15 protein-coding genes and 1 tRNA gene are annotated in these 20,364 nt (G+C 44.6%); all 16 read right to left on the reverse strand.

The window, feature by feature from the left end; genetic code table 11:
• Positions 1-78: 78 nt before the first annotated feature.
• Positions 79-154 (reverse strand) — tRNA-His (locus tag QZQ08_RS07730).
• A 94-nt stretch (positions 155-248) separates the two neighbouring features.
• Positions 249-1,844, reverse strand: a complete 1,596-nt coding sequence (locus tag QZQ08_RS07735) for a DNA cytosine methyltransferase (protein ID WP_296330381.1) — start codon at positions 1,842-1,844, stop codon at positions 249-251.
• Positions 1,845-1,857: 13 nt separating this feature from the next.
• Entirely contained in the window at positions 1,858-3,618 is a 1,761-nt protein-coding gene (locus tag QZQ08_RS07740; protein WP_296330383.1) for an AIPR family protein, read from the reverse strand.
• A gap of 2 nt (positions 3,619-3,620) precedes the next feature.
• Positions 3,621-4,622 carry a PD-(D/E)XK motif protein gene (locus QZQ08_RS07745; RefSeq protein WP_296330386.1) on the reverse strand — a complete coding sequence of 334 codons (1,002 nt, stop codon included), beginning with the start codon at positions 4,620-4,622 and terminating at the stop codon, positions 3,621-3,623.
• Positions 4,615-7,383 carry a Z1 domain-containing protein gene (locus tag QZQ08_RS07750; protein WP_296330389.1) on the reverse strand — a complete coding sequence of 923 codons (2,769 nt, stop codon included), beginning with the start codon at positions 7,381-7,383 and terminating at the stop codon, positions 4,615-4,617. Before QZQ08_RS07750 ends, QZQ08_RS07745 begins: the two co-directional genes overlap by 8 nt.
• Positions 7,373-8,824 carry an ATP-binding protein gene (locus QZQ08_RS07755; protein ID WP_296330391.1) on the reverse strand — a complete coding sequence of 484 codons (1,452 nt, stop codon included), beginning with the start codon at positions 8,822-8,824 and terminating at the stop codon, positions 7,373-7,375. The genes QZQ08_RS07750 and QZQ08_RS07755 overlap by 11 nt, the downstream gene beginning before the upstream one ends.
• A 167-nt stretch (positions 8,825-8,991) precedes the next feature.
• On the reverse strand, positions 8,992-9,420 hold the full coding sequence (locus QZQ08_RS07760; protein ID WP_296330394.1) for a HutP family protein: 429 nt from the start codon (positions 9,418-9,420) through the stop codon (positions 8,992-8,994).
• Between the two features lie 28 nt (positions 9,421-9,448).
• Positions 9,449-9,679, reverse strand: a complete 231-nt coding sequence (locus tag QZQ08_RS07765) for a hypothetical protein (protein WP_009014629.1) — start codon at positions 9,677-9,679, stop codon at positions 9,449-9,451.
• A 161-nt stretch (positions 9,680-9,840) separates the two neighbouring features.
• Positions 9,841-10,869, reverse strand: a complete 1,029-nt coding sequence (locus QZQ08_RS07770) for a ribonucleotide-diphosphate reductase subunit beta (protein WP_296330400.1) — start codon at positions 10,867-10,869, stop codon at positions 9,841-9,843.
• A gap of 21 nt (positions 10,870-10,890) precedes the next feature.
• On the reverse strand, positions 10,891-13,173 hold the full coding sequence (locus QZQ08_RS07775) for a ribonucleoside-diphosphate reductase subunit alpha (RefSeq protein WP_296330403.1): 2,283 nt from the start codon (positions 13,171-13,173) through the stop codon (positions 10,891-10,893).
• A gap of 158 nt (positions 13,174-13,331) precedes the next feature.
• A complete protein-coding gene (locus QZQ08_RS07780; RefSeq protein ID WP_296330406.1) occupies positions 13,332-14,432 on the reverse strand; it encodes a glycosyl hydrolase family 18 protein in 1,101 nt (366 codons plus the stop codon).
• 105 nt (positions 14,433-14,537) lie between these two features.
• The gene (locus tag QZQ08_RS07785; RefSeq protein WP_296330409.1) at positions 14,538-15,470 is read right to left on the reverse strand and encodes a manganese-dependent inorganic pyrophosphatase; all 933 of its coding nucleotides are present in this window, start codon (positions 15,468-15,470) and stop codon (positions 14,538-14,540) included.
• Positions 15,471-15,516: 46 nt separating this feature from the next.
• Positions 15,517-17,115, reverse strand: a complete 1,599-nt coding sequence (locus QZQ08_RS07790) for an NAD(P)/FAD-dependent oxidoreductase (protein ID WP_296330412.1) — start codon at positions 17,113-17,115, stop codon at positions 15,517-15,519.
• 3 nt (positions 17,116-17,118) lie between these two features.
• On the reverse strand, positions 17,119-18,057 hold the full coding sequence (locus QZQ08_RS07795) for a YbbR-like domain-containing protein (RefSeq protein WP_296330415.1): 939 nt from the start codon (positions 18,055-18,057) through the stop codon (positions 17,119-17,121).
• Positions 18,038-18,898, reverse strand: coding sequence for a diadenylate cyclase CdaA (gene cdaA, locus QZQ08_RS07800; protein WP_296330417.1), 861 nt, complete (start codon positions 18,896-18,898; stop codon positions 18,038-18,040). Before cdaA ends, QZQ08_RS07795 begins: the two co-directional genes overlap by 20 nt.
• A gap of 30 nt (positions 18,899-18,928) precedes the next feature.
• Positions 18,929-20,185, reverse strand: coding sequence for a M20 family metallopeptidase (locus QZQ08_RS07805; protein WP_296330421.1), 1,257 nt, complete (start codon positions 20,183-20,185; stop codon positions 18,929-18,931).
• Between the last annotated feature and the right edge of the window lie 179 nt (positions 20,186-20,364).

The raw sequence follows: 20,364 nt of genomic DNA on the forward strand, positions 1-20,364 counted from the left end.
GGACTCGAACCAACGCATGCGGGAGTCAAAGTCCCGTGCCTTACCGACTTGGCTATGCCCCAATAAGCACAAAAAAAGTGGGGTGGCTAGTGAGGATCGAACTCACGCGTGCCGGAGCCACAATCCGGTGTGTTAACCGCTTCACCATAGCCACCATGTCGTACTTATCAGCGACTTTGTCATTTTACCACATCTTATAGGGTGTGTCAACAAAATTGTGCAAGGAAAATGCGGTTCCCGTGCGTACTTTATTCAAGATACGTCAATAATTTTCTTGCAATCGCTTCCGCGAGCATCGGTGGTACGGCATTTCCTACCTGCTGGTATTGTGAATCCTTCGTTCCATAGAAACGAAATGAATCCGGGAAACTTTGCAATCTAGCAGCTTCACGAATAGAAACTGCCCTATCAAGTACAGGATGAATCCACATAGATTTTCTTACGTTAACGACCGTTCCCGATGGCTCAGAATAGTTAAGTCTGCAATAAACAGTGTTTTGTGTCCTAGAGGCAGACGTGTACGTATTTTCTTTCAATGAATCCTCCAAGTCATGGAAATTCTGGCCTTGATGTAGAGCTTTAAATCGTTCCAGAGCATTTTTTCTTGTTACTGGAATGATATGATTATAGATGTGTCCATCCCCATTACGAAGTGACTTCAGATTTGCTACAGCCTTTAATGCATCAGGACTTATTTGCTTCCCGTTATTGTCATTATCTTCTTCCACAGAACTATAAGGCCAAATATTCTCTAAGTCTGCAATTGCATCATAAACAGTATAGTGTGGGATGAGTTCTAATGGTTGTGGCAATTCAACTGCTTCTGAGATTTCTTTTCGCACACCCATGATAATAAATCTTTTTCGTCGTTGCGGAACGCCGAAATCATATGCCGACAAAATTCCCTGATTAATTGCATACCCGTTACGATTATCGCCTAAAATTCTAGTCAGATAGTCATAGACAGCACAAGAACGAACTTCTGCTACAACTTCACCATCGCCAAGTGTGAAATTGGCTTCGATATGATTCGAATAAATTTCTTTCGCATGTAGAAGCATTTTTTGAATAGCAATTGGTTCGCTTAGGTTGTTTATTATTCGTTCTAAATCTAGATTCCCGTAACTATACAATAACTCTTTGAACAATGCTTCATTTTTTGACCGGATGTAAGCGTTCTCTGCTATACGCCTATTAGAAATCAAATTTTTTAAGCGATTGAAATGTTTCTCAAACGCATCCCGCAGTTTTTTCTCATTTTTTCTATTTTTATATAAGATGTTGATTTCTTGATATAACTTTTCATCCCACAAATTTGCTGCAATGGACTCCTCAAAGTTCAAAATTGACAGAACATCAGGAAAATACCACTGCTTTTTAAGCAGATGAATTTTCGAATCCTTAACGGGGATTTGATAATCTAAAATCAAATCCTTTTCCTCTTTTTCGACATAAAATCTATGAACTTCAGATTTTAACATGCCGACATTTTCCATAACAAAAGCCTTAGGATGTAATTGTAGAATACTTCGAACATATTCCTTTACCAGCTTGTTATTTAAATTGATTGCCTGATTATGTTGCCTATTTGCGTTGCTAAAGCCTTGACATGGAGGCCCACCAATGACAACATCAATAGAGCCATACCTATTTTTCATCTCATTGAAATCAACATCTTTAATGTCTTCATAAATATCCGCATTTCTTATGTTGTTTTTATAAGTAGTTTGCGCGGCCTTGTTTTTTTCTACAGCAGCTTTGATTTCAAATTTATTTGTTTGTAGAAAACCTAAGCTTAAGCCTCCCGCACCTGCAAATAGATCAACAACCTTAAATTTATTCATTTCATCCCATTCTTTACAATTCATTTTTTTCAAACCTAGATTGTAATAAAGTCCAACATTCCTCTTTCTTACACCATTGAGAAATATTAACTCCCTTTATGGTAGGATTCTCAAAATGTGTCCAAACCTTATATGCTAACTCTTCAATTATATTCGCAAGTTCAGGAGTAATATTCTGTATTTCCCAAATTTTTTTACTATCAAAAAGGTCCGAATAATATTTTCCAATTAATGCAACTACGTAATTATTAATTTGCGCTTTATAACCGCCAAAATTTTGGGAAGCTACAATTTTATCGCATTCCTTAAATAAAATTACTTTAGAAATCAGATCTTTAAAAGATTCCGGCGACGGTTCAGGAATTGTACCTTTTTTTATCATGCCAGAAAACGTAACAAAGTTACTTTCAAGGCCTTTGCTTACATAATGAGGATACCCCATAAAATCCATCAGACACTTTGCTGCCACAGTTTTAGAAATACATCTACTACTAGGAATTCTTTCTTTAAAGGCCCTTTTAGTCCTTACTGTTGGCTGTCTATTGATTTCAGTCAAATACTGACCTCTTGCCCTCTCATAGAACCATTGTTCCGTCGGTTTTCCTTTTTCCGTTGGAATATAAGTTCGTCGAGAAATTCTCTCCATCTCAATATGATAATCATCATTTGCATTAAAGTCAGACATGTTGATTTTGTTTTGACTGTTCGCATACTTGGAAATATTAGCTGCAATTTCGGATGCCTTATCCTGAGATTTGATAACTGATAATTTTAATTGAACACTTACTTTATCGAGAGGATGCTTGTTTTGAAATGCATTATAAATAGAAGCTGTAGTTTGTCCGCCATTAACAATCTGCCAGCCCGTAATTTCTTTGATACTAACAACCTGATTATTCGAATCAAATGACTCTAGCTCTACAGAATCTGCAATTGTCGAAATTCCATTATTATACGCCATAAACATTTCAGGCTCTTTCGCAAGTGTATTTTTAATTCCCCGATTGACTTTTCCTCGAGCTTGTAGATATGACCGCACATTTTTTTGAATTAAATCCTGTCCTTCATCGCTATAAATCCGAGCAAGTAGCTCCCCAGGAATAATTCCTACATAGCAGTCATATGTTGGATTACTTCCTTCTGCCTTAATCATCTGCAAAGACTTACCATATTTATTTTTTAGTCTAATAATCAAAGGCTTGTAATCCGAATTATCCTCCATAATGACGTGATAAAGTCGTTCAAAATCATACACATCGAACTTTACCGTAATTTTTTTCACCTTCACGTCATCCGGCACATATTGTCTAGCGATATTATTGGTTAGTAGAATTATATTTATAGACTCTACGTTATCTTCTACTTCTTTTATCGCATTATAGGCAATATATCCATCACTGGTTGGCTCGATGCTATTAAAATAGTCATCATTCTTAACGCATTTTTTCAAAAAATTAAGTCCTCGTTTTAAATATTTATCAATATCTTTTTTAACAAGATTACTTGGTGTCGCACTTGTGTTAGGATCAGTCACCAGCAAGGTAAGGCTATGAAAATATTCGCTATATGTATAACCATCAATCCGGATATTTAAAGAGTCTTTTTTGTAATCGACTAATGTCATATCTGCAAGGACCGCTATATCCTTTTCTCCTAAATAAGACAAAAATACTCTTTTAAAGGATTCATTAAAAGTAGATCCTTCATTATCCTTCATATCTTGTTTTACTTCTTCATTAAATTCACCATAATAAGATAAAATTTCTTTATCCATGACTACCCTCTCAGAATATCCATCATTATTGAACTTTTAACTTCAAATGGTTCACATAAAGAAATCGACAAATCATATTCAAGATTGCTGATTCCATTAGGAAGCATCTTCTTTACAATGCTCGGAAAACCGTCTTTTACAATAAAAGTTTGTTCTTGTCTAATATGAAAAGATTCTTGATAATAATCCTCTGCTGCATCAAAATACCCAAAGTCATTAAGAATTTTATTGAATCGATTGGTATTTGCTACATCATTTTTTAGCATTTTACGAATTTCAGCTATCAAACTCGGTAAAGTTGCTTCTCCTTCAGTTTGACTTTTCCGCAAAGCATAAAACCTGAGGAATAAGCATCCCTTTACTTCCGAACTATCTAGCTGGTATTCACTATTAATATGGGCTAAATAAGGGGCTTGCTTGATGGTTGTCTTGACTTCTACAGCATGACTATTTAAATAAAAATCATGGGTTTCCTTGTTGGTTCCCACCCAATGAGTTATCGCATCATTCTCAACATTTATAATCAAATCTTTTACGAAAAGTAGTTCACCAAAAAGACCTTGTACTGCACTGTTACTTAAAATAGGAGTCTTTCGGAACTTGAAGAAATCCTCCCACCGCTTCAAGCACCCCAGCAGAGCTGAGAGGTAATCTGTAACTTTTAATTGGAATAGATTCCGTCGTATATCTTCAATAACAACTTCAAAAATATATGAATCAGTTTCAATCGTCTGCTGAAGTTTTATATAATGTTGCTCAGGTTCTGAATACTGCGGTAGAGATACAACTTCAATTGAAAGTCCTTTCCAAGAAATATGTGGCAACCCCTTTATCTTGGAAATAGGAACTGCAATTCCACGCATTCGTTCCCCGATTGTAACAAAATAGATAATGCTCCCGCCATTGTCTAGTATCACTTTTCTATAGATATTATTGCAAGGGTCATATTTTTTTATCTTTAGTTCTTCAAAAATATCTCTGTAAATTTCTGCAGTTTTACTCATATACTTCCTGCTCCATTGCAACCTCATTTAATTTATATGACCGTAATACACCTACTTCTCCACGGTCTGGGAATACAACCGCGAATCCATATGCCGGTGTTCCATCTTTAATTTCAATACCGTTTTCGACTTGTTCCAACGGGTAAAGGATAAGGAATCCGTGAGAAAAGTTTCGAAGTTGTCGTCTCACTTCACGATTAATGACGCGATTATCCCCTATAGAATTCTTTTTGAGTTTGTCCCGTAAGGTTTTAGCCCGAACAATCTCCTCTTGTGTATAATCGAGTTCCTCATCGTTTTGGGAAACAAGAACATGAAAGTCCCTTGTATCCGGATGAAACGTATTCTTATTAAGGCTCACTTTGCGTTTGATACCATGTACTTTAATAGGACCATACTTTGAATTGGTTGCGATTACCGATGTTGCCTCTCCACTCGTTAGATACAGACATACAGTCCAATCGATTAACCCATCGTAGTTAAGCATTTCTGAAATATAATCAGCAATCAATCTACTGCTTACCTTAACAGCCTGCTTTGAAGTCCTAAACCTCCTAAAAAAATCTTCTACGCACTTTCCAGGGACACCTGTCCATAATATATTTTTTCCTTTGGGGAAGGAATGCGGATCACGTTTTGGATCATATGCATGATCCTTTTTCAATAAATATGGGTCCAAAGAAGATAAGAAGTCATCAATAGTCCTATAATTCTCTTCCAAAGTCTCGGGTAATGCATCTATCAAACGTGTTTGAGCCAACGTATAACTAAAATCCGATTTATATTCTTCCCCTGTTCTCACTTTATTTCTTGCAGAGATTAATATATTAGGATTGGTTGCCACTTTTAGGCCAAAAGTCTCAGGAGTACATTGCAACGTATTCATATCATCAAATTGTTCTGCAAGATTTGTCGTAGAAAAAGATACTTCTTGGAATAAATTGTATAGCTCCCGTGTGGTAAATAGGCGACACAAGTCGATATAACCACGTCTATAACCGAACCATCTCCCCATTTGCATTAAGGTATCCATGGCTGAGGCCGTTCTTGTAAAATAGCTAACTGTTAATCCTTCCAATGTTAAACCTCGTGAGAGTTTGTCCCCGCCAATGGCAATAAGATTAAATGGCTCATCTATTCGATTGTTGTACATCAAGCCTTCTTTTTTTTGCCCATTTATTTCCAAAACGCTGATTTCATTATTCTGAGCAATTCTCACAATTTCATTCCAGGCATCTTGAAAAGGAATTTTTGAACAACCTTCCATGTACTTATTGTATGCATGATTGGAAATCATTTGATTATATGTTGGGAGAAAATCATTTTCATAAAGATCTTGAATCTCTTTTTTGATTTCCGGATCTCCGTAACAAATGTAAGTAAATACATTATCCTTTAATTGTTTGAGTTTAGACTTAAGTGTCCGATGTTGTTTAACATAACGAATTACATGAACAAGCATTGTATTCGGTTTGTTTCTTTGTCCGCGCAAATTTCTTATAGCTATCGAAAGAAGAAAACTCTTAAATGCGATTTTCAAAGATTCGGGTATTTCCCCGACAATAGCGTCTTTCTTGGCACCAATAGGTAAAATTTCATCTGAATCACTAATAGTACGGACAAGGGGCATTCCCTCTGGCAGTGACCCTTCTTCGTTGTCGGTGTCCTCTAAACCAAAAAGTTCCTGTGCTCCAATGTACAGAGAGGGACGTGGTGCTTTTGCGATAAAATCTTTAGGGAATAAGTCCTGCCCGTACTCACTATTCTTACTGTGAGGTGGAATGAAAATATTAGCAAAAGGTGTGGCAGTATATCCAACATAAGATTTGCATTCAAAAAGATTCAATAAATTTCTGATTTCTCCATTTATTGTTGAAGGATCGCTATCTTCTCCATCTTTCTTAGTGTTAATAGAAGCCTGATCTGCTTCATCATCAATAATCAGAGCTGGATATTTGGCGGGCACCAACTTTTTCCCATCTACGTCTTTTGCTATTGGATTTTTGATAAGAGACTTAATGATATTACGCAAAACGGAAACTTGTTTCTTAGTCACAATGATAAACGGTGGCCGGAAGGAGCCGTTCAACATACTACGGTTAAAATCCCCTTTTATATCATTGCTTGTCAATGATTGGAGAAATTCTTCATTAGAGTTTTCACGGTAAGATTTCAAAACTTCCTCATCAATACGTGATTGAGTTTGACTACGAAGACTATTATGCATACCAGTCAAAACAATGATAATTTTGTACCCAGCAGAATACGCCTTATTAATTAAGCCAATATAGTGTGCTGTCTTACCGGACTGAACATCCCCATACACCAATCCACGTCGCTCAATAGGCTGGTTGAGAGTCGGATTAGCAATAGCATTCATCACTTTATCGGTTGAATTGTCCAAATCTTTAATGGAAATTGTGCTCCAGCCGGGTTTGGCCATTAGTCGATCATAATATCTAATCCAATAGCCTAACTTATTATTATTTTTTACTCGAAAGGCACTCCACCATTTCTCCTGTTTGACCTCTTCTGTGGTAATAATTGGGTCAGGGCTCCCAACTTGACTCACTTCCATATAGATAATTTTTCTCACCAAATCCAAGTCTATATTTTTATTATACTTAAATAATTCCAGTGATATCTCCACTGCTGATTTGATGGGTTCATTATCTTCCTGTATTAATTGCCTACATCTTTCTATCGCACCCATAATAAAGTATCTATCAGAAGATTCAAAACCACTTAAATCATTTATCATATATCTCGCCTACTCTCTTTTCAAGATCCGGAATATCGTAAAATTGAGGCATCATTTTTACTGTCTCTATACTTTCATCCACCATAAATCCCTGTTCTTTAAAGACTTTCACGAAAGTATCCAAATCAGCAAGATTTTTTGGTTCCTGTGCTGAATCCAATTTTTTCTTTGCTGAGCTCATCGTGTCAGCCAAACCCGATTTCATATGGGGAGCAAAATTTTCAATCAAAGCCAAGTAAGTCTTAAGTTCCTTATTACCCTCTTGATTAAGTTGAGACTGTAATCTACGCAACAAAGGATGCTTCTTATTAATTCTAAACATATAATTCCCATTGATTTTTGTTTGTTCCCATACATAATCAAGAGTAGGAGAAGAAGGCGCACTTGTATAAGCGCCACGTGAGTTAAAGACTTTCGTAGAACGTTGCACACAGTCCTGAACAGCTCGTTCTACTCGATCACGCAAATATGATGGAATAGCAGCGTGGGATTTCTTTATATCAATTTTCCAATCAACGTCGGCATCTGAAGAAATATCAATTCTAATACGAGCAAGATTATATGCCGGTTCCTTTCGAACTATATCAAACCAATCACCATAAATAATAAGTCTACGGTTTCGATACAAATAAATACCCTGATGTCTGGACCATTTTTTAAAACCTGCTGCTCTATCATATTCTTCAGGACTTTTAAATTTTGTTTTATGAGGCAAAACATAAGGCTGTATATAAGTATGATAAGGGTCCCACAGTTCATCAATAGCAAGTTCCTGAGTAGCCGGATTATCCGTTACAAAGGGATTCCACGCCTTAACAAGAGTTTCATTAATAAATATTTTGAGTCCATCTTCCTGAATGAAGCAATGAAATACGAGGCCTAAATGATTCTCAACATTCCTTATTGCTTTAAAAAAGTCCTTTTTGGCCTTCTCAGGATTATTCTTGTTTATTGCAATATTATCCAAATAACTTATGATAACGGCTGTACCATGATTAGAAAATTCACTAATATAAGAATCATATTGTCCTTTTTCATCAACAATAAGATTCCATCCTAACTCATCTACCTTATCCAAGTCCCAAGAAGCATTACTTACAGTTCCATCTTTTGCAGTCACGACTGTAACTTTGCGTCCAAGAGAAAATGCCGCTGTCTTCATTCCCATTCCAAACCGTCCCAAATCATCTTCTGATCGAGTTTGATTAGGATCCGCTGAACCAATCTTCATATTTTCATACAGCTCTTTTTCTTCCATTCCGAATCCATCATCAACGATTGATATGGTTTGTTTATCCCAGTCAAATTTTATTTTTATGGTTTTGGCTTGTGCAGAAATTGAATTATCAAGAATATCTGCAATCGCAGTTTCCTCTGTATATCCTACTGATCGCAAAGACTGAAGCAGCAAGCCAGCGCTTGGAATTGACTCAATTTGCACCGTTAGCCCCTCCTAAAAAATAAAAATCATATAACTATATGGGTCTCATTAAGTCTAATAATATCATGAATCATAAATTATTACGACTAGCAAAACGAACGAAGAGAGACTCGAACAAATTTGCACGAGTCTCCCTTCGTTCGTTGTTGAAAATTAAAGACAAAAGTTCAGTCCACGCCAGCAAGGGTCCGATGGGCAAGGCCAACGGCCATTTCATTGAGATTCAGGACACCAACGCTCATGAAGATGGCGACGCAGACATGCTCTCCATAGCGGGCAATGCCTACCTTGCCGCCAACGTTGAAGCCCGATGCTTTGGCAATGACCTGACTTAGGGCTTCATGGGCAGCGCCTGCCACCGTGCCCGCGCCGACATGGCTATCAGTGACGATATGCTGCCGTTCGGCTGCCACCATGGCGCGTTCCACAATCTTGGTCACACTTGGCAAAAATTCACCGCCAAAATTAACGGCAGCTGTACGGAATCCTTCCTTGGCGTAATTTGCTTTCAAGCGGTCCTCATCTTCCCTTGTTTCCGACATGGCCATGCGCAGGGCCGCTCTTCCAACATCAATGCTGAAAATTTCCTTTTCCATTATTTTGCTCCATTCCTACTTCGATTCATCAATAGGACCGATCACCCATAAGGGGGTGATGGACCCGTTTCAATGTCAGTTTCTTGGCAATCTCCACGGCTTCCTTGAGATGCACATCAGTTTTGAAATCCTTGTCCTCAAAAATGCACATAGGGTCGTCTACGCCAATCTCACTGCCCGGCATATATAGATATTGGTCATTATCTGGATCACCGAGGATGTATCCAGCTCTCAGTTCTTCTGCAATGATTACGGACACAGCGAGGCCTCCTTTGCTTTTTCTGTCCTATATACTGCATTTATTGTAACAGGTGCCGTCCATTCATGCAATGGATTTGAGCTGTGCATTCCCTACAATCATCCCTTGATTCAAGAAACGACAAAAAACCGTTGCACCTTTTGGCACAACGGATTTTTGTATTACACCAAATCGTCAAAGTCAAAAGCGGCGGCTTTCGTGTAGTTCGTAACTTTTGCTTCAAAAAAGTCCGTTTTCGTTCCATTGAGATTGGAGAAGCTTTCAATCCATTCCATGGGATTTTGACTGATTTCCGGATAAAGGGGCGCAAGCCCAATGGCTTCAAGGCGGATGTTGGCTAAATACTTGATGTACTTTTCGATAAGGCCGTTATTGAGTCCCAAAATCTTATCATCCGTAATATACTGCCCCCATTTGATTTCATTTTCCGCACCCTGACGGATCATGTCAGCAATATGGGCATCCTGCTCCTGTGTAAAAAGATCGGGCCGTTCATGACGCAGTTCGCGGAGAATATTTTGGAAGAGGATCAGGTGCGTCACTTCGTCGCGGTTGATGTATTTGAAGATGGTGCTCGTTGCGGTCATTTTCCCCTGGCGGGCCAAGGTATAAAAGAAACTAAAGCCTGAGTAGAAATAAATGCCTTCAAGGATATAGTTTGCCACGATGGTATGAAGGAAATTGCCTTCGCTCGGATCATCGCTGAATCGCTGGTAGGCATCGGCAATGAACCGATTCCGTTCCAAAAGGGTCGAATCCGTGCGCCATTCATCATAAATCTTATCCCGCGTAATGGGGTTTGTCACCGTATCAAGGATATAAGAATAGCTCTGCGCGTGGATTTCCTCCTGGAAAGCCTGAATGTTCAGGAGGGAGGCTGCTTCCGGTGCCGTAATATAACGGCTTATGTTTGGCAGGTTTTCGCTCTGGACGCTGTCGAGGAAGTTCAGGAAAGAAATGATCTTATCGAAGGCACGGCGCTCGCTGTCCGTAAGGTATGGGAACTGCTTGATATCTTCGTTTAAGGAAATTTCTTCGGGAATCCAGAAATTATTGAGCATGGTCCGGTAAAGTGTATTGGCCCAGTCATATTTGATTCGGTTCCATTCGCGCAGGTTTGTCGTATTGCCGCCAATCATGGCCTGGGTTCCGCGCTGCCCATGTTCATTAAAAATGAGTTTCTTTTTCATCTCGCACTCCTTCTCACACGGTCAGGATGAGCAGCTCGTGCATTCATCCATTTCAAGGGACTGATTCCGCACATAGTAAATGGTCTTGATACCCTGTTTGTAGGCTTCGATATAAAGGTTCAGGATCTCCGAAGCCTTCATGCGGGGCGTGATATAAAGATTAAAGGATTGGGCCTGATCGATGTGGCGCTGACGGGCCGCATTGGCACGAATGGACCACTGCTGGTCAATGGTATGAGCTTCCTTATAAAGCCAGAAAGTCTTCGGATCAAGGTCCGGTGCCGTTTTCGGTGTAAAGGACCCTTGTTTTTCCTCAATGAAGAATTTCTTGAAAATGGGATCGATGCCAGCCGTTGTATTGGCAATGTTGCTCGTCGAACCGGTTGGTGCCACAGCAAGGAGATAGCCATTGCGCATACCGTACTTGTGGACATCGGCGGCAAGGCGCTGCCATTTTTCACTGGTGTAGCCGCGGCGGGTAAAGTAGGTACCTGTATCCCATTCAGAACCTTTGAAGGCAGGGTAAGCCCCTTTTTCTTTGGAAAGCTCCATGGACGCCTTGATGGCATAGTAGGCAATCTTTTCGAACAGGGCATCAGCTGCGGCAATATGCTCTTTTGATTCCCAGCGCAGACCGTGTTTTACAAGATAATGATGGTAGCCACTCGTACCAAGGCCGATGGCACGGTATTTGTCACAAGTCAGCCGGGACTCTGGTACCGGCGTCTGGTTGATGGTAATGACGTTATCGAGCATGCGCACCTGAAGGGCAATCTGTTCTTCCAGGAAATCCTCATCCATCCTCCCAAGGTTGATGGAATTCAGGTTGCAAGTGACCATATCGCCCGGCGCTGTCACCGTCGTAATGGTCCCATCAGCCTGCAGGATTTCTTCCTTGAGGTTCGTAAAGCCCACATTTTGCGCAATTTCATGGCACAGGTTCGATGCATAGATCATCCCCGCGTGCTTATTGGGGTTGGCTTCATTGACCGTATCCCGGAAAAAGATGAAAGGCGTTCCCGTTTCAACGGCACTTTTCATGATCTTTTTCATCATCTCAAGGGCGGGGACACTGATGCCATGGAGACGGGGCTCTTTTTCACAGGCAAGGTAATGCTCCGTAAAGGCTTTATTTTCCGCTGTATCGTAGAAATCTTCCAAGGCAAAGCCCATGACGGTATTCACTTCATGCGGATCAAAGAGGGTGAAATTTTCACGCTTGATGAGCCGTTCCATGAAAAGGTTTGGGACGGAAATAGAAGGAAAGATATCATGGGCCTTGCGCCGATCATCGCCATTATTGGTCCGCAGTTCAACAAATTCATAAAAATCCTTGTGCCAAATATCAAGGGTCACCGTCGCGCCGCCCTTACGTTTACCGAGCTGGTCAACGGCAACGGCCGTATCGTTATAGAGCCGGACCCAGGGAATGACCCCGCCGGAAGAGTTCTTGAAGCCCCGGATATCACTATTGAGGGCCCTGACCTTCCCCAGATAGATGCCTAGGGCCCCGCCATGCTTGGATACACGGGAGAACTTGCTGTTCACGTCATAAATGGACCAAAGGTTATCATCGACACCTGCCACAAAACAGCTGGACAGCTGATGAAACGGCGTGCCAGCGTTAGCTAGGGTCGGCGTTGCCGTCGTCATCTTGAGCTCACTCATAAGGTCATAGAACTTCTTGGCGTAGGCCACCTTGTTTTTACCTTCAACGAGGGCCAGATGCATGGCAATGGCCATAAAGCGTTCCTGCGGCAGTTCATAGACTTCCTTATCAAAGCCCCGTACAAGATAACGGTCTGCCAGGAGCTTGATTCCTTCATAGTTAAATAGGTAGTCTCGTTTCGGTTTGATATAGTCTCCCAATTCCTGGAGCTCATCTTCCGTATAGTCTGTCACAAAAAAATCAGCATATTTCTTCTTCTCGACCAGCATATGAACGAGACTGGAGAAGTTCCCATAACCAAAGGCCTTGTAACGGCGCTGGATGGCAGCCTCTTTATAGAGGTCAAAGAGGAACAGGCGGGCAGCCACAAACTGCCAATCTGGATTCATCTCCTGAAGGGGTACCCCACCCCCTTCATGACGGGAGGGAATGACTTTTTCAATGGCCGTGCGAATCAAGGTCTGCTGGATCTGTTTCGTGGTCATGCCATCGACAAACTGAAGCTTGGAGTCCATTTCGAGCTCCATGGGATCGCATGAATCAAGCCCCAGACAGGCAAAAGCAATCATACGCTTGGTCTTTTCTACGGAAAGGGGTTCAAAATGCCCGTCCCGTTTGCGGATCATGATGTCCATAGGTGGCTTCCTTTCTTGTTCCTAAAAGTAAGAAAGACCACAAGATATAGTGGTCTTTGATTGTTTCTTTGGGTTCCTTATACATTATACGGGCTCATAGCCTATAAATCAAGTAAGAATTATTTTATGATTATTATTATAAAAATAAGAAAAGAACATCATTGTTGGGAGGCGCGGGCCCCATTTTTCTGACTGATTTCAAGGAGATGCCAGACATCGGGTGTTTCAAAACCATATCGCCAGGCTGCCGTTCCTGCCAGCTGATACTGCACGGCCAGACGGGACTTATAGTAGAGACTCAGGGCATCTTCCTGCCAAAAAACATAGTCCCTGCCTCCTTCCGTATAGGAAATACGGGTCATCTTTTCTTCCGGGAGCCAGGTCTTCTGAAAGGTCGGAAGGAGCTTTTTATCATGAATGAGCTGCTGAGCCTGCCACATGCTAAGGGTCCGTGCCCGGTACTCCTTGGTCCCTTCCGGAGCCTCCCATAACCGCATATAAAGCGGGAGTCCAAATAGGAGTTTTTCCGCGGGAACACCCTGAGCAAGGGTCTCCTGGACCTTCTTTTCATCCCAATTAAAAGAAGCTGTCGGTCCTGGCACTTTACTCAGCCGGGAGAATTGATCATACGTCATGAGGACAAGATAATCCACGTTGCCCGCCAGTGCCTTCCGGTCGTAGCAGCGGGACCAGTTAGGATTGCTGCTGGGGGCTGTGACATCCATACTGAGGATCAGTCCCTGCTTTTGGGATTGACGGCGCAGATAGGCCATGAAGCTTGTGAGAGCGTCACGGTCTTTTTCATAGATGTTCTCAAAGTCAATATTGATCCCGTCAAAACCGTGCTCTTCAGCTTCCTTAAGGAGCTGGTCAATGATAAAGCGCTGGGCATGAGGATCTTGGAGGAATTTATGGGTAAGGGCCGGATCAAAGGAATTGGTAACAAGGGGCCAGACTTGATACCCTTTTGCGTGGGCCCGTTCCGTATACCCTGGAACGGCCGTGCCTTCCACCTTTCCAAATTCTCCCATTACACGGTACCAACACGGCGAAACAACGGTAAGACCGGGGACCTTGGGCAGCGACGAAAGATCCACACCGGGTTCATCCTTATGCTGCCAAACCATACTGATGGGATGCGTCAAGGCAGGCGCTGTTTGGGTCTTTGCTGGGGGCTCTTCTTTAGGGGAGGCGCAGCTTCCCAACCCCATGCCAAAGGTGAGGAGTACGAGTCCTAACAGAAAGGAAATTTTTTGCATAGAAGCCTCCTGGATCATTGCTTGTTTTTATTGAATCAGGGACGAAAAAAGAGAGGCCATGAAGAAAATGAAGCACTCATTTTTTCACGGTCTCTCGTACATGTCTTATTTTCTGAAGGCGTCCGTCAGGGGCGGAACAATCTGCTTTTTGCGGGACAGGACGTCCGGCATATGGAAGTGACCATCAGCTTCAGGTTTGCCGAAGGCTTTTTCCAGTACATCACCGTTCTTACCGGCCCAAAGAAGTTCCGTCACTTCCGTCATGATATCCGTAACCATAAGAAGGCTCGTGTCGGATTCACCGGAAGCAACCATTTTTTCCAAAGCAGCCTTGAGTGCGGGCCATTTTTCTTTGGCTTTTTCGCCATCCATGACGTTCACCTGGGCAACAGTGACCTTGCCTTGCGGGAAGTCAAATTCCTTCATATCGCCGTGGCAAATTTCATCAGGCGTGCTGCTGTTGATGGCAGAACCATGCTGCAGCATATCAAGGGCATAAGCTTTGGGATCCTTGATACCGGCGATTTCAGCAAGTTCCAGACCAATCTTGCGGTCTGTTTCCGTTGTTGTCGGAGATTTGAAAAAGAGCGTATCGGAGCTAATGGCAGAAAAGAGCAGGCCTGCATACTGCGGCGGCAGGGAAACGCCATTTTCCTTGGCCAGTTTGGCAATGATGGTAGAGCAGCAGCCCAGCGGTTCAACACGCATATAAAGGGGGGCTGCCGTCTTCAGGCCGCCCAAGCGATGGTGGTCGATGACTTCTTTTAGGTCCGCATCGGCAAGACCGTCTACGGCTTGGGATTCTTCGTTATGGTCGACGAGAATCAGCTTTTGGCCCGGTTCGACTTTTTCGATGAGCTGCGGTGCTTCCATCTTGAAGGCATCAAGTACATATTGGGTTTCCTTGCTGACTTTGCCAGCCCGGCAAGCAACAGCCGGTACACCGAGCTGCTGCTTGACATAGGTATAGGTCAAAGCGCAGCAGATGGAATCCGTATCAGGGTTCTTATGACCCGTTACAATCGTCATGTTTTCCATGGATGAACTCTCCTTTTTACCTGTACAGAATTGTATGCATACAGAATTATACCACAGTTGGCGCAAATCGTGCCATAAAATGCCGTGCCTCATGGAATCCGTCCATAGCAGCGCTCGTAATGCCGCCTGCGTAGCCCGCGCCTTCACCGCAAGGGTAAAGGCCGCGGCAGTTCAGGGACTGTCCATCTTCTCCGCGGACAATACGCAGGGGCGCGCTGGTTCTTGTTTCCACGCCTATCATAAGGCCTTCCCGGCTGAAACCGGGCAGACGGCGCTCAAAATCAAGGAGCCCGTTTTCCAAGGGGCCGGTAACAAAGTCGGGCAGGACCTTTCTCAAATCGTAGGGAACAAGGCCGCGCCGATAGGTTGTCTTAAAGGGAACGGATAAGTCCGGTACCGTATGCTCCACAAAGCTGCGGCTTGACTGGGCAGGAGCCCGGTAAGCGCCGGCAGCTTTGTAGGCAAGGGCTTCATAACGGCGCTGAAAAGCCATCCCCCCCAAGGGGCCTTCGGGAAAATCGTTCGGCGTCACAGCAACAACAAGGGCACTGTTGGCCCGGCCCGTATCCCTTTTGTAAGGACTCATGCCATTTACGACAAGACCGCCTATTTCAGAGCTGGAGGCAACGACTTCACCGCCAGGGCACATGCAGAAGGAATATACAGCCCGACCGGACGCATCATGATAGATAAGGGCATAGTCGGCAGCCCCCAGCTTCGGATGCGCAGCAAACGGCCCGTATTGAGCTTTGTTGATGAGGTCTTGGCTGTGTTCAATGCGCACGCCGACAGCAAACGCCTTGGCTTCCATATGGACGCCGCGGGAATAAAGGACTTCATACGTATCGCGGGCACTGTGGCCGCAGCAAAGGATGACGCCATTTGTCTCAATACGCTCCTGGCCGTTTAGGGTAACGGCCAGGAGTCCCTTTTCCGGGTCCAGATGAAAATCCGTCACCTGTGTTTCATAACGGATCTCCCCACCCGCTTTTTTGATGCGGTGGATTAGGCCCGTGACCATGATGCGGAGACGGTCCGTCCCAACATGGGGCTTTTGTTCATAAAGGATTTCTTTGGGAGCCCCGGCAGCAACAAAGGTTTCAAGGATATGGCCCACAATGGGGTCATTGACCCGCGTCGTAAGTTTGCCATCGGAAAAGGTGCCCGCCCCTCCAGCGCCAAACTGGACATTGCTGACAGGGTCAAGTTTTCCTGTTTTCCAAAACGTTTCCACATCTTTTACGCGGTGGGCAAGATCCCGTCCCCGCTCCACCACAAGGGGACGATAGCCGTTTTCCGCAAGTTCGAGGGCTGCCATCAGTCCGGCAGGTCCCAGTCCCACTACCAAGGGACGCCCATGCAGCGTTTCGCTTCCGATTTGGGGTTTTGGGAGCTGTACCTTTTTATAGGGCAGGATGAGCTGCTTTTTTTCAAGACGGCTGCGTTCCCCACAGGTGAGTTCCAGATCAAGGAGCAAATGATAGACAAAGGTAATATTCTTCCTGCGCCGGGCATCGATGGCCTTTTTAAGGAGGGTTACGCTGCGGATCTTTTGGGGATTGATCCCAAGGTGCCGTGCCGCTGCTTCCTGCAGGGTATGGCGGCCTTCAAGACCAACGCGGAGATTATTCATTCTAAAGAGCATGGTTTACTGGTCCTTTTCGTTTTTCACAGTAATTTCAACAATGACGTTATGCGTATCGGCAAGGACCTTGTCAGGAATCTGGAGGGGCATATTGAGTTCCACATTGCTTGTAATGTTATCAAGGACAATGGGGGCCGTCTTGATTTCCTTCAGTTCACCCAGGACCTTGGGATCGGCCGTCAGGCGCACAGTCTGGGGCGTGATCTTTGTTCCGACCAGCGAGATGCCGCTTGGCAGTTTGCCCGATAGGTCGGCTTTGATGGGAAAGTCGTTGGTCCCAAGCTGACGCACGATAGTGACCGTTGTCGAAACCTTGCTGGGCGTTACCTTGACATCGTACATTTCGCGGCCCAACTGGTCAACAGCCACGGCGGTCGCATCTGTTTCAAAGTTCTTATCATGGTTTGAGATATCGACCATGACAAGGACCTTGGCCACTTGATTGATGCGCTCTTCCGCCCCGCTGATCTTCACCTGCAGGGGATTGAGATCCATCCGGCTTACGGTGATGCCGCTATGGGGTACGCCCACAATGCGCGCTTCCAATTTCATCTCTTTTGAAACCTGTGTATCGATTTCAAGCTGGAGCAAACTCGGTGTAATCTCGATGACTTCGCCGTTCTTGGTTTGGGCCGTAACGCGATAGGTATTGCGTCCTTTGCTGGCCCCCTCAAAATCAATAAAGGCCTTCACATCCGCTGTGCGAAGCGCCGCAATCTGGCTCCGTGTCCCGCTTACGCGCACGTTGACCGTTTCAGGCAGGTCCTTCACGAGCATGTCGTCCTGGAGATGCACGGTCTGCAGGGGTACGGTAAAGCTGCGGGTGGTGATTGGATTCTGTTCATTCATGACATAGACCCAAAGGATGGACGCAACGATGACGCACATGATCCGGGCCAGCCACGAATTTCTTGTTGGGTGTTTACTGCTTAGCATCATCATCGCCTCCTTTGCTGCGATCCTTGAGGCTCAGGAGCTTTGCCTTGATGGAATCTTTCCAGTTGAGCATAGGTTCCTTCATGACAGGGCGCAGAAGGTCCTTCACGTCACGGTGGGTCAAATAGCGCTGGAGCGCGCCGCCGCGGGCAAGGGAAATGGCTCCGGTCTCTTCACTTACGACAAGGATCAGGGCATCGGTCTGTTCCGATAGACCAATGGCCGCACGGTGCCGCGTCCCCAGCTCCTGGCTGAGGTTCCTGGCTTCCGTCAAGGGCAGCAGGCAGCTTGCGGCAGCAATGCGGTCGCCGCGGACAATGACGGCTCCGTCATGGAGCGGTGTATTCGGAATAAAGATGTTTTCAAATAGGGCGGTACTGATCAGGCCGTCGATGCGGACGCCTGTTTCGATATAGTCATCAAGGCCCGTTTCCCGTTCAAAGACAATCAAGGCCCCAATCTTGTTGCGGGACAGATCATCTGCTGTCAAAGCAACCGCTTCAAGCATATTTTCAACCTGCATCTCGTTAAGGACTGTGCTGCGGCGGAACAGTTTGCCCCGGCCGATCTGTTCAAGGGCACGGCGCAGTTCAGGCTGGAAAACAATGGGTAGGGCAAACATGACGATGGTCATGAATTTTTCAAGGAGCCAGTTGATTACATACAGATTCAGCCATTTGCTGACGAGCATGACCAAAAGCAGCATCAAAAGGCCTTTGACAAGGGACGCTGCCCGTGTGTTTTTCAGCATTTGGTAGAGCTTATTGAGGAAATAAGCAACCACCAAGATATCGATGACATCCAGGAAGGTAATGGTATGGATGAGATCTAGGACATGGGATTCCAAGGGTTTCGCCTCCTCAAGGTTCTGGATTGGTTAAATATTCCGTTCGACCAGTTCTTCAACCGGTTCATCCGTCTTTTTAAAGGGGATGTCCCCTTCATAAGCAAGGAAGGCCAAGGCATAACTGACGGCCATGGCAGAGCCCATCATGAGGCCCCTTTCGTCCATATCAAATTCCGGCGTGTGGTGGTTGGCCCCGCATCCAAGGTTCGTGTTTTGAATGCCCGTGAAGGAAAGGACCCCAGGATAGAGCTTTTGGAAAAGGGCGAAACTTTCAGAGGCCATCCAAGGCGCCGCGTCAACAACAGCGTCTTTTCCAAGGTCCCGCACAAGGGCCTTTCGTCCCAGCGCCGCACAGGTTTCATTGTTGCGCACCTCATAAAGGGCTTTGGGCATATGGGTGATTTTGTAGGAGCATTGATAAAGGGCCGTAAGATGATCCAATGTCTTTTTGAGATAGGCCTCAAACAGGGCCCCTGCCTTGTCATAGCTGAAGAAACGAGCCGTACCACCAAAAGTGAGGGTACCGGGAATGACATTGTACTGGTCACCACTGTGGACAAAGCCCAAAGAAATGGTCAGGCATTCAAAGGGGTCGACACGGCGCATCCGAAAGCTTGAAAGTTCACTGTAGATGGCGTGGAAACAGTCGATCGGGCTCCGGGCAAGATCAGGCCGGGCCCCGTGGCCAAACTGACCGGAAAGCTCGACAACAAAAGCGCAGCCGCCACTCATGACAGGACCGGGACAAAGCGACACGGTTCCAGAAGGCATGTCCCAGCGCACGTGGGTCGCATAGCAGCCATCGATGGGAAGCTTCAGGTCATGGACGATGTAGGGCAGGAGGTTCTTGATGTCTCCGCTTGTTTCCTCACCGCGTTCAAAACAAAAGACAATCTTGCCAGCAAATTCATCCTTGTGGGCGGCAAGGATGCGCGCCGCCGTAAGGGTCATGGCCATATGGCCGTCGTGCCCGCAGGCGTGGCTGACGCCGGGGACCTTGGAAATGCAGGCTTTGGATTCTTTCAGGTTTTTCTCGCTTTCCTTGATGGGAAGGGCATCTGTATCACTGCGCATGAGGAGGGTCCTCCCCTTTTTCCCGCTGTCAAGGATGGCAAGAAGGCCCCCGTCAGGGACATTCACGGTTTCAAGGCCAAGGCCCTTGAGATACGATTCAAGGAAGGCAATGGTCTTTTCTTCTTCATTGCTCAGTTCCGGATATTCATGAAAATGACGGCGCAGACGGACCGTTTCCGCAAATTCCGCCTTTGCCTCACTGAGGATGTTCATAGGCGTTCCTTTCATATAAGGCGCTGCTTGGCAGCATACGAAGGTGCCCACAGGGGCCCTTCCAAAGACATAAAATTACAGTTTATTATACCATGAATTGCTGATTCTTCCATGCCTTTAGCCCGTATGTGTCAACATTTTCTCGGGAGACCCCTATAAGATTGTGTTGCAGCTTAATT

The sequence above is a fragment of the uncultured Acidaminococcus sp. genome, from assembly GCA_900538365.1.
Taxonomy (GTDB): domain Bacteria; phylum Bacillota; class Negativicutes; order Acidaminococcales; family Acidaminococcaceae; genus Acidaminococcus.

Bases quoted from the DNA above. Each gene is read 5' to 3' on its own strand.
- QZQ08_RS07735 (WP_296330381.1), bottom strand. From the start codon at position 1,844: ATGAATAAATTTAAGGTTGTTGATCTATTTGCAGGTGCGGGAGGCTTA.
- QZQ08_RS07740 (WP_296330383.1), bottom strand. From the start codon at position 3,618: ATGGATAAAGAAATTTTATCTTATTATGGTGAATTTAATGAAGAAGTA.
- QZQ08_RS07745 (WP_296330386.1), bottom strand. From the start codon at position 4,622: ATGAGTAAAACTGCAGAAATTTACAGAGATATTTTTGAAGAACTAAAG.
- QZQ08_RS07750 (WP_296330389.1), bottom strand. From the start codon at position 7,383: ATGATAAATGATTTAAGTGGTTTTGAATCTTCTGATAGATACTTTATT.
- QZQ08_RS07760 (WP_296330394.1), bottom strand. From the start codon at position 9,420: ATGGAAAAGGAAATTTTCAGCATTGATGTTGGAAGAGCGGCCCTGCGC.
- QZQ08_RS07770 (WP_296330400.1), bottom strand. From the start codon at position 10,869: ATGAAAAAGAAACTCATTTTTAATGAACATGGGCAGCGCGGAACCCAG.
- QZQ08_RS07775 (WP_296330403.1), bottom strand. From the start codon at position 13,173: ATGGACATCATGATCCGCAAACGGGACGGGCATTTTGAACCCCTTTCC.
- QZQ08_RS07780 (WP_296330406.1), bottom strand. From the start codon at position 14,432: ATGCAAAAAATTTCCTTTCTGTTAGGACTCGTACTCCTCACCTTTGGC.
- QZQ08_RS07785 (WP_296330409.1), bottom strand. From the start codon at position 15,470: ATGGAAAACATGACGATTGTAACGGGTCATAAGAACCCTGATACGGAT.
- QZQ08_RS07790 (WP_296330412.1), bottom strand. From the start codon at position 17,115: ATGCTCTTTAGAATGAATAATCTCCGCGTTGGTCTTGAAGGCCGCCAT.
- QZQ08_RS07795 (WP_296330415.1), bottom strand. From the start codon at position 18,057: ATGATGATGCTAAGCAGTAAACACCCAACAAGAAATTCGTGGCTGGCC.
- QZQ08_RS07805 (WP_296330421.1), bottom strand. From the start codon at position 20,185: ATGAACATCCTCAGTGAGGCAAAGGCGGAATTTGCGGAAACGGTCCGT.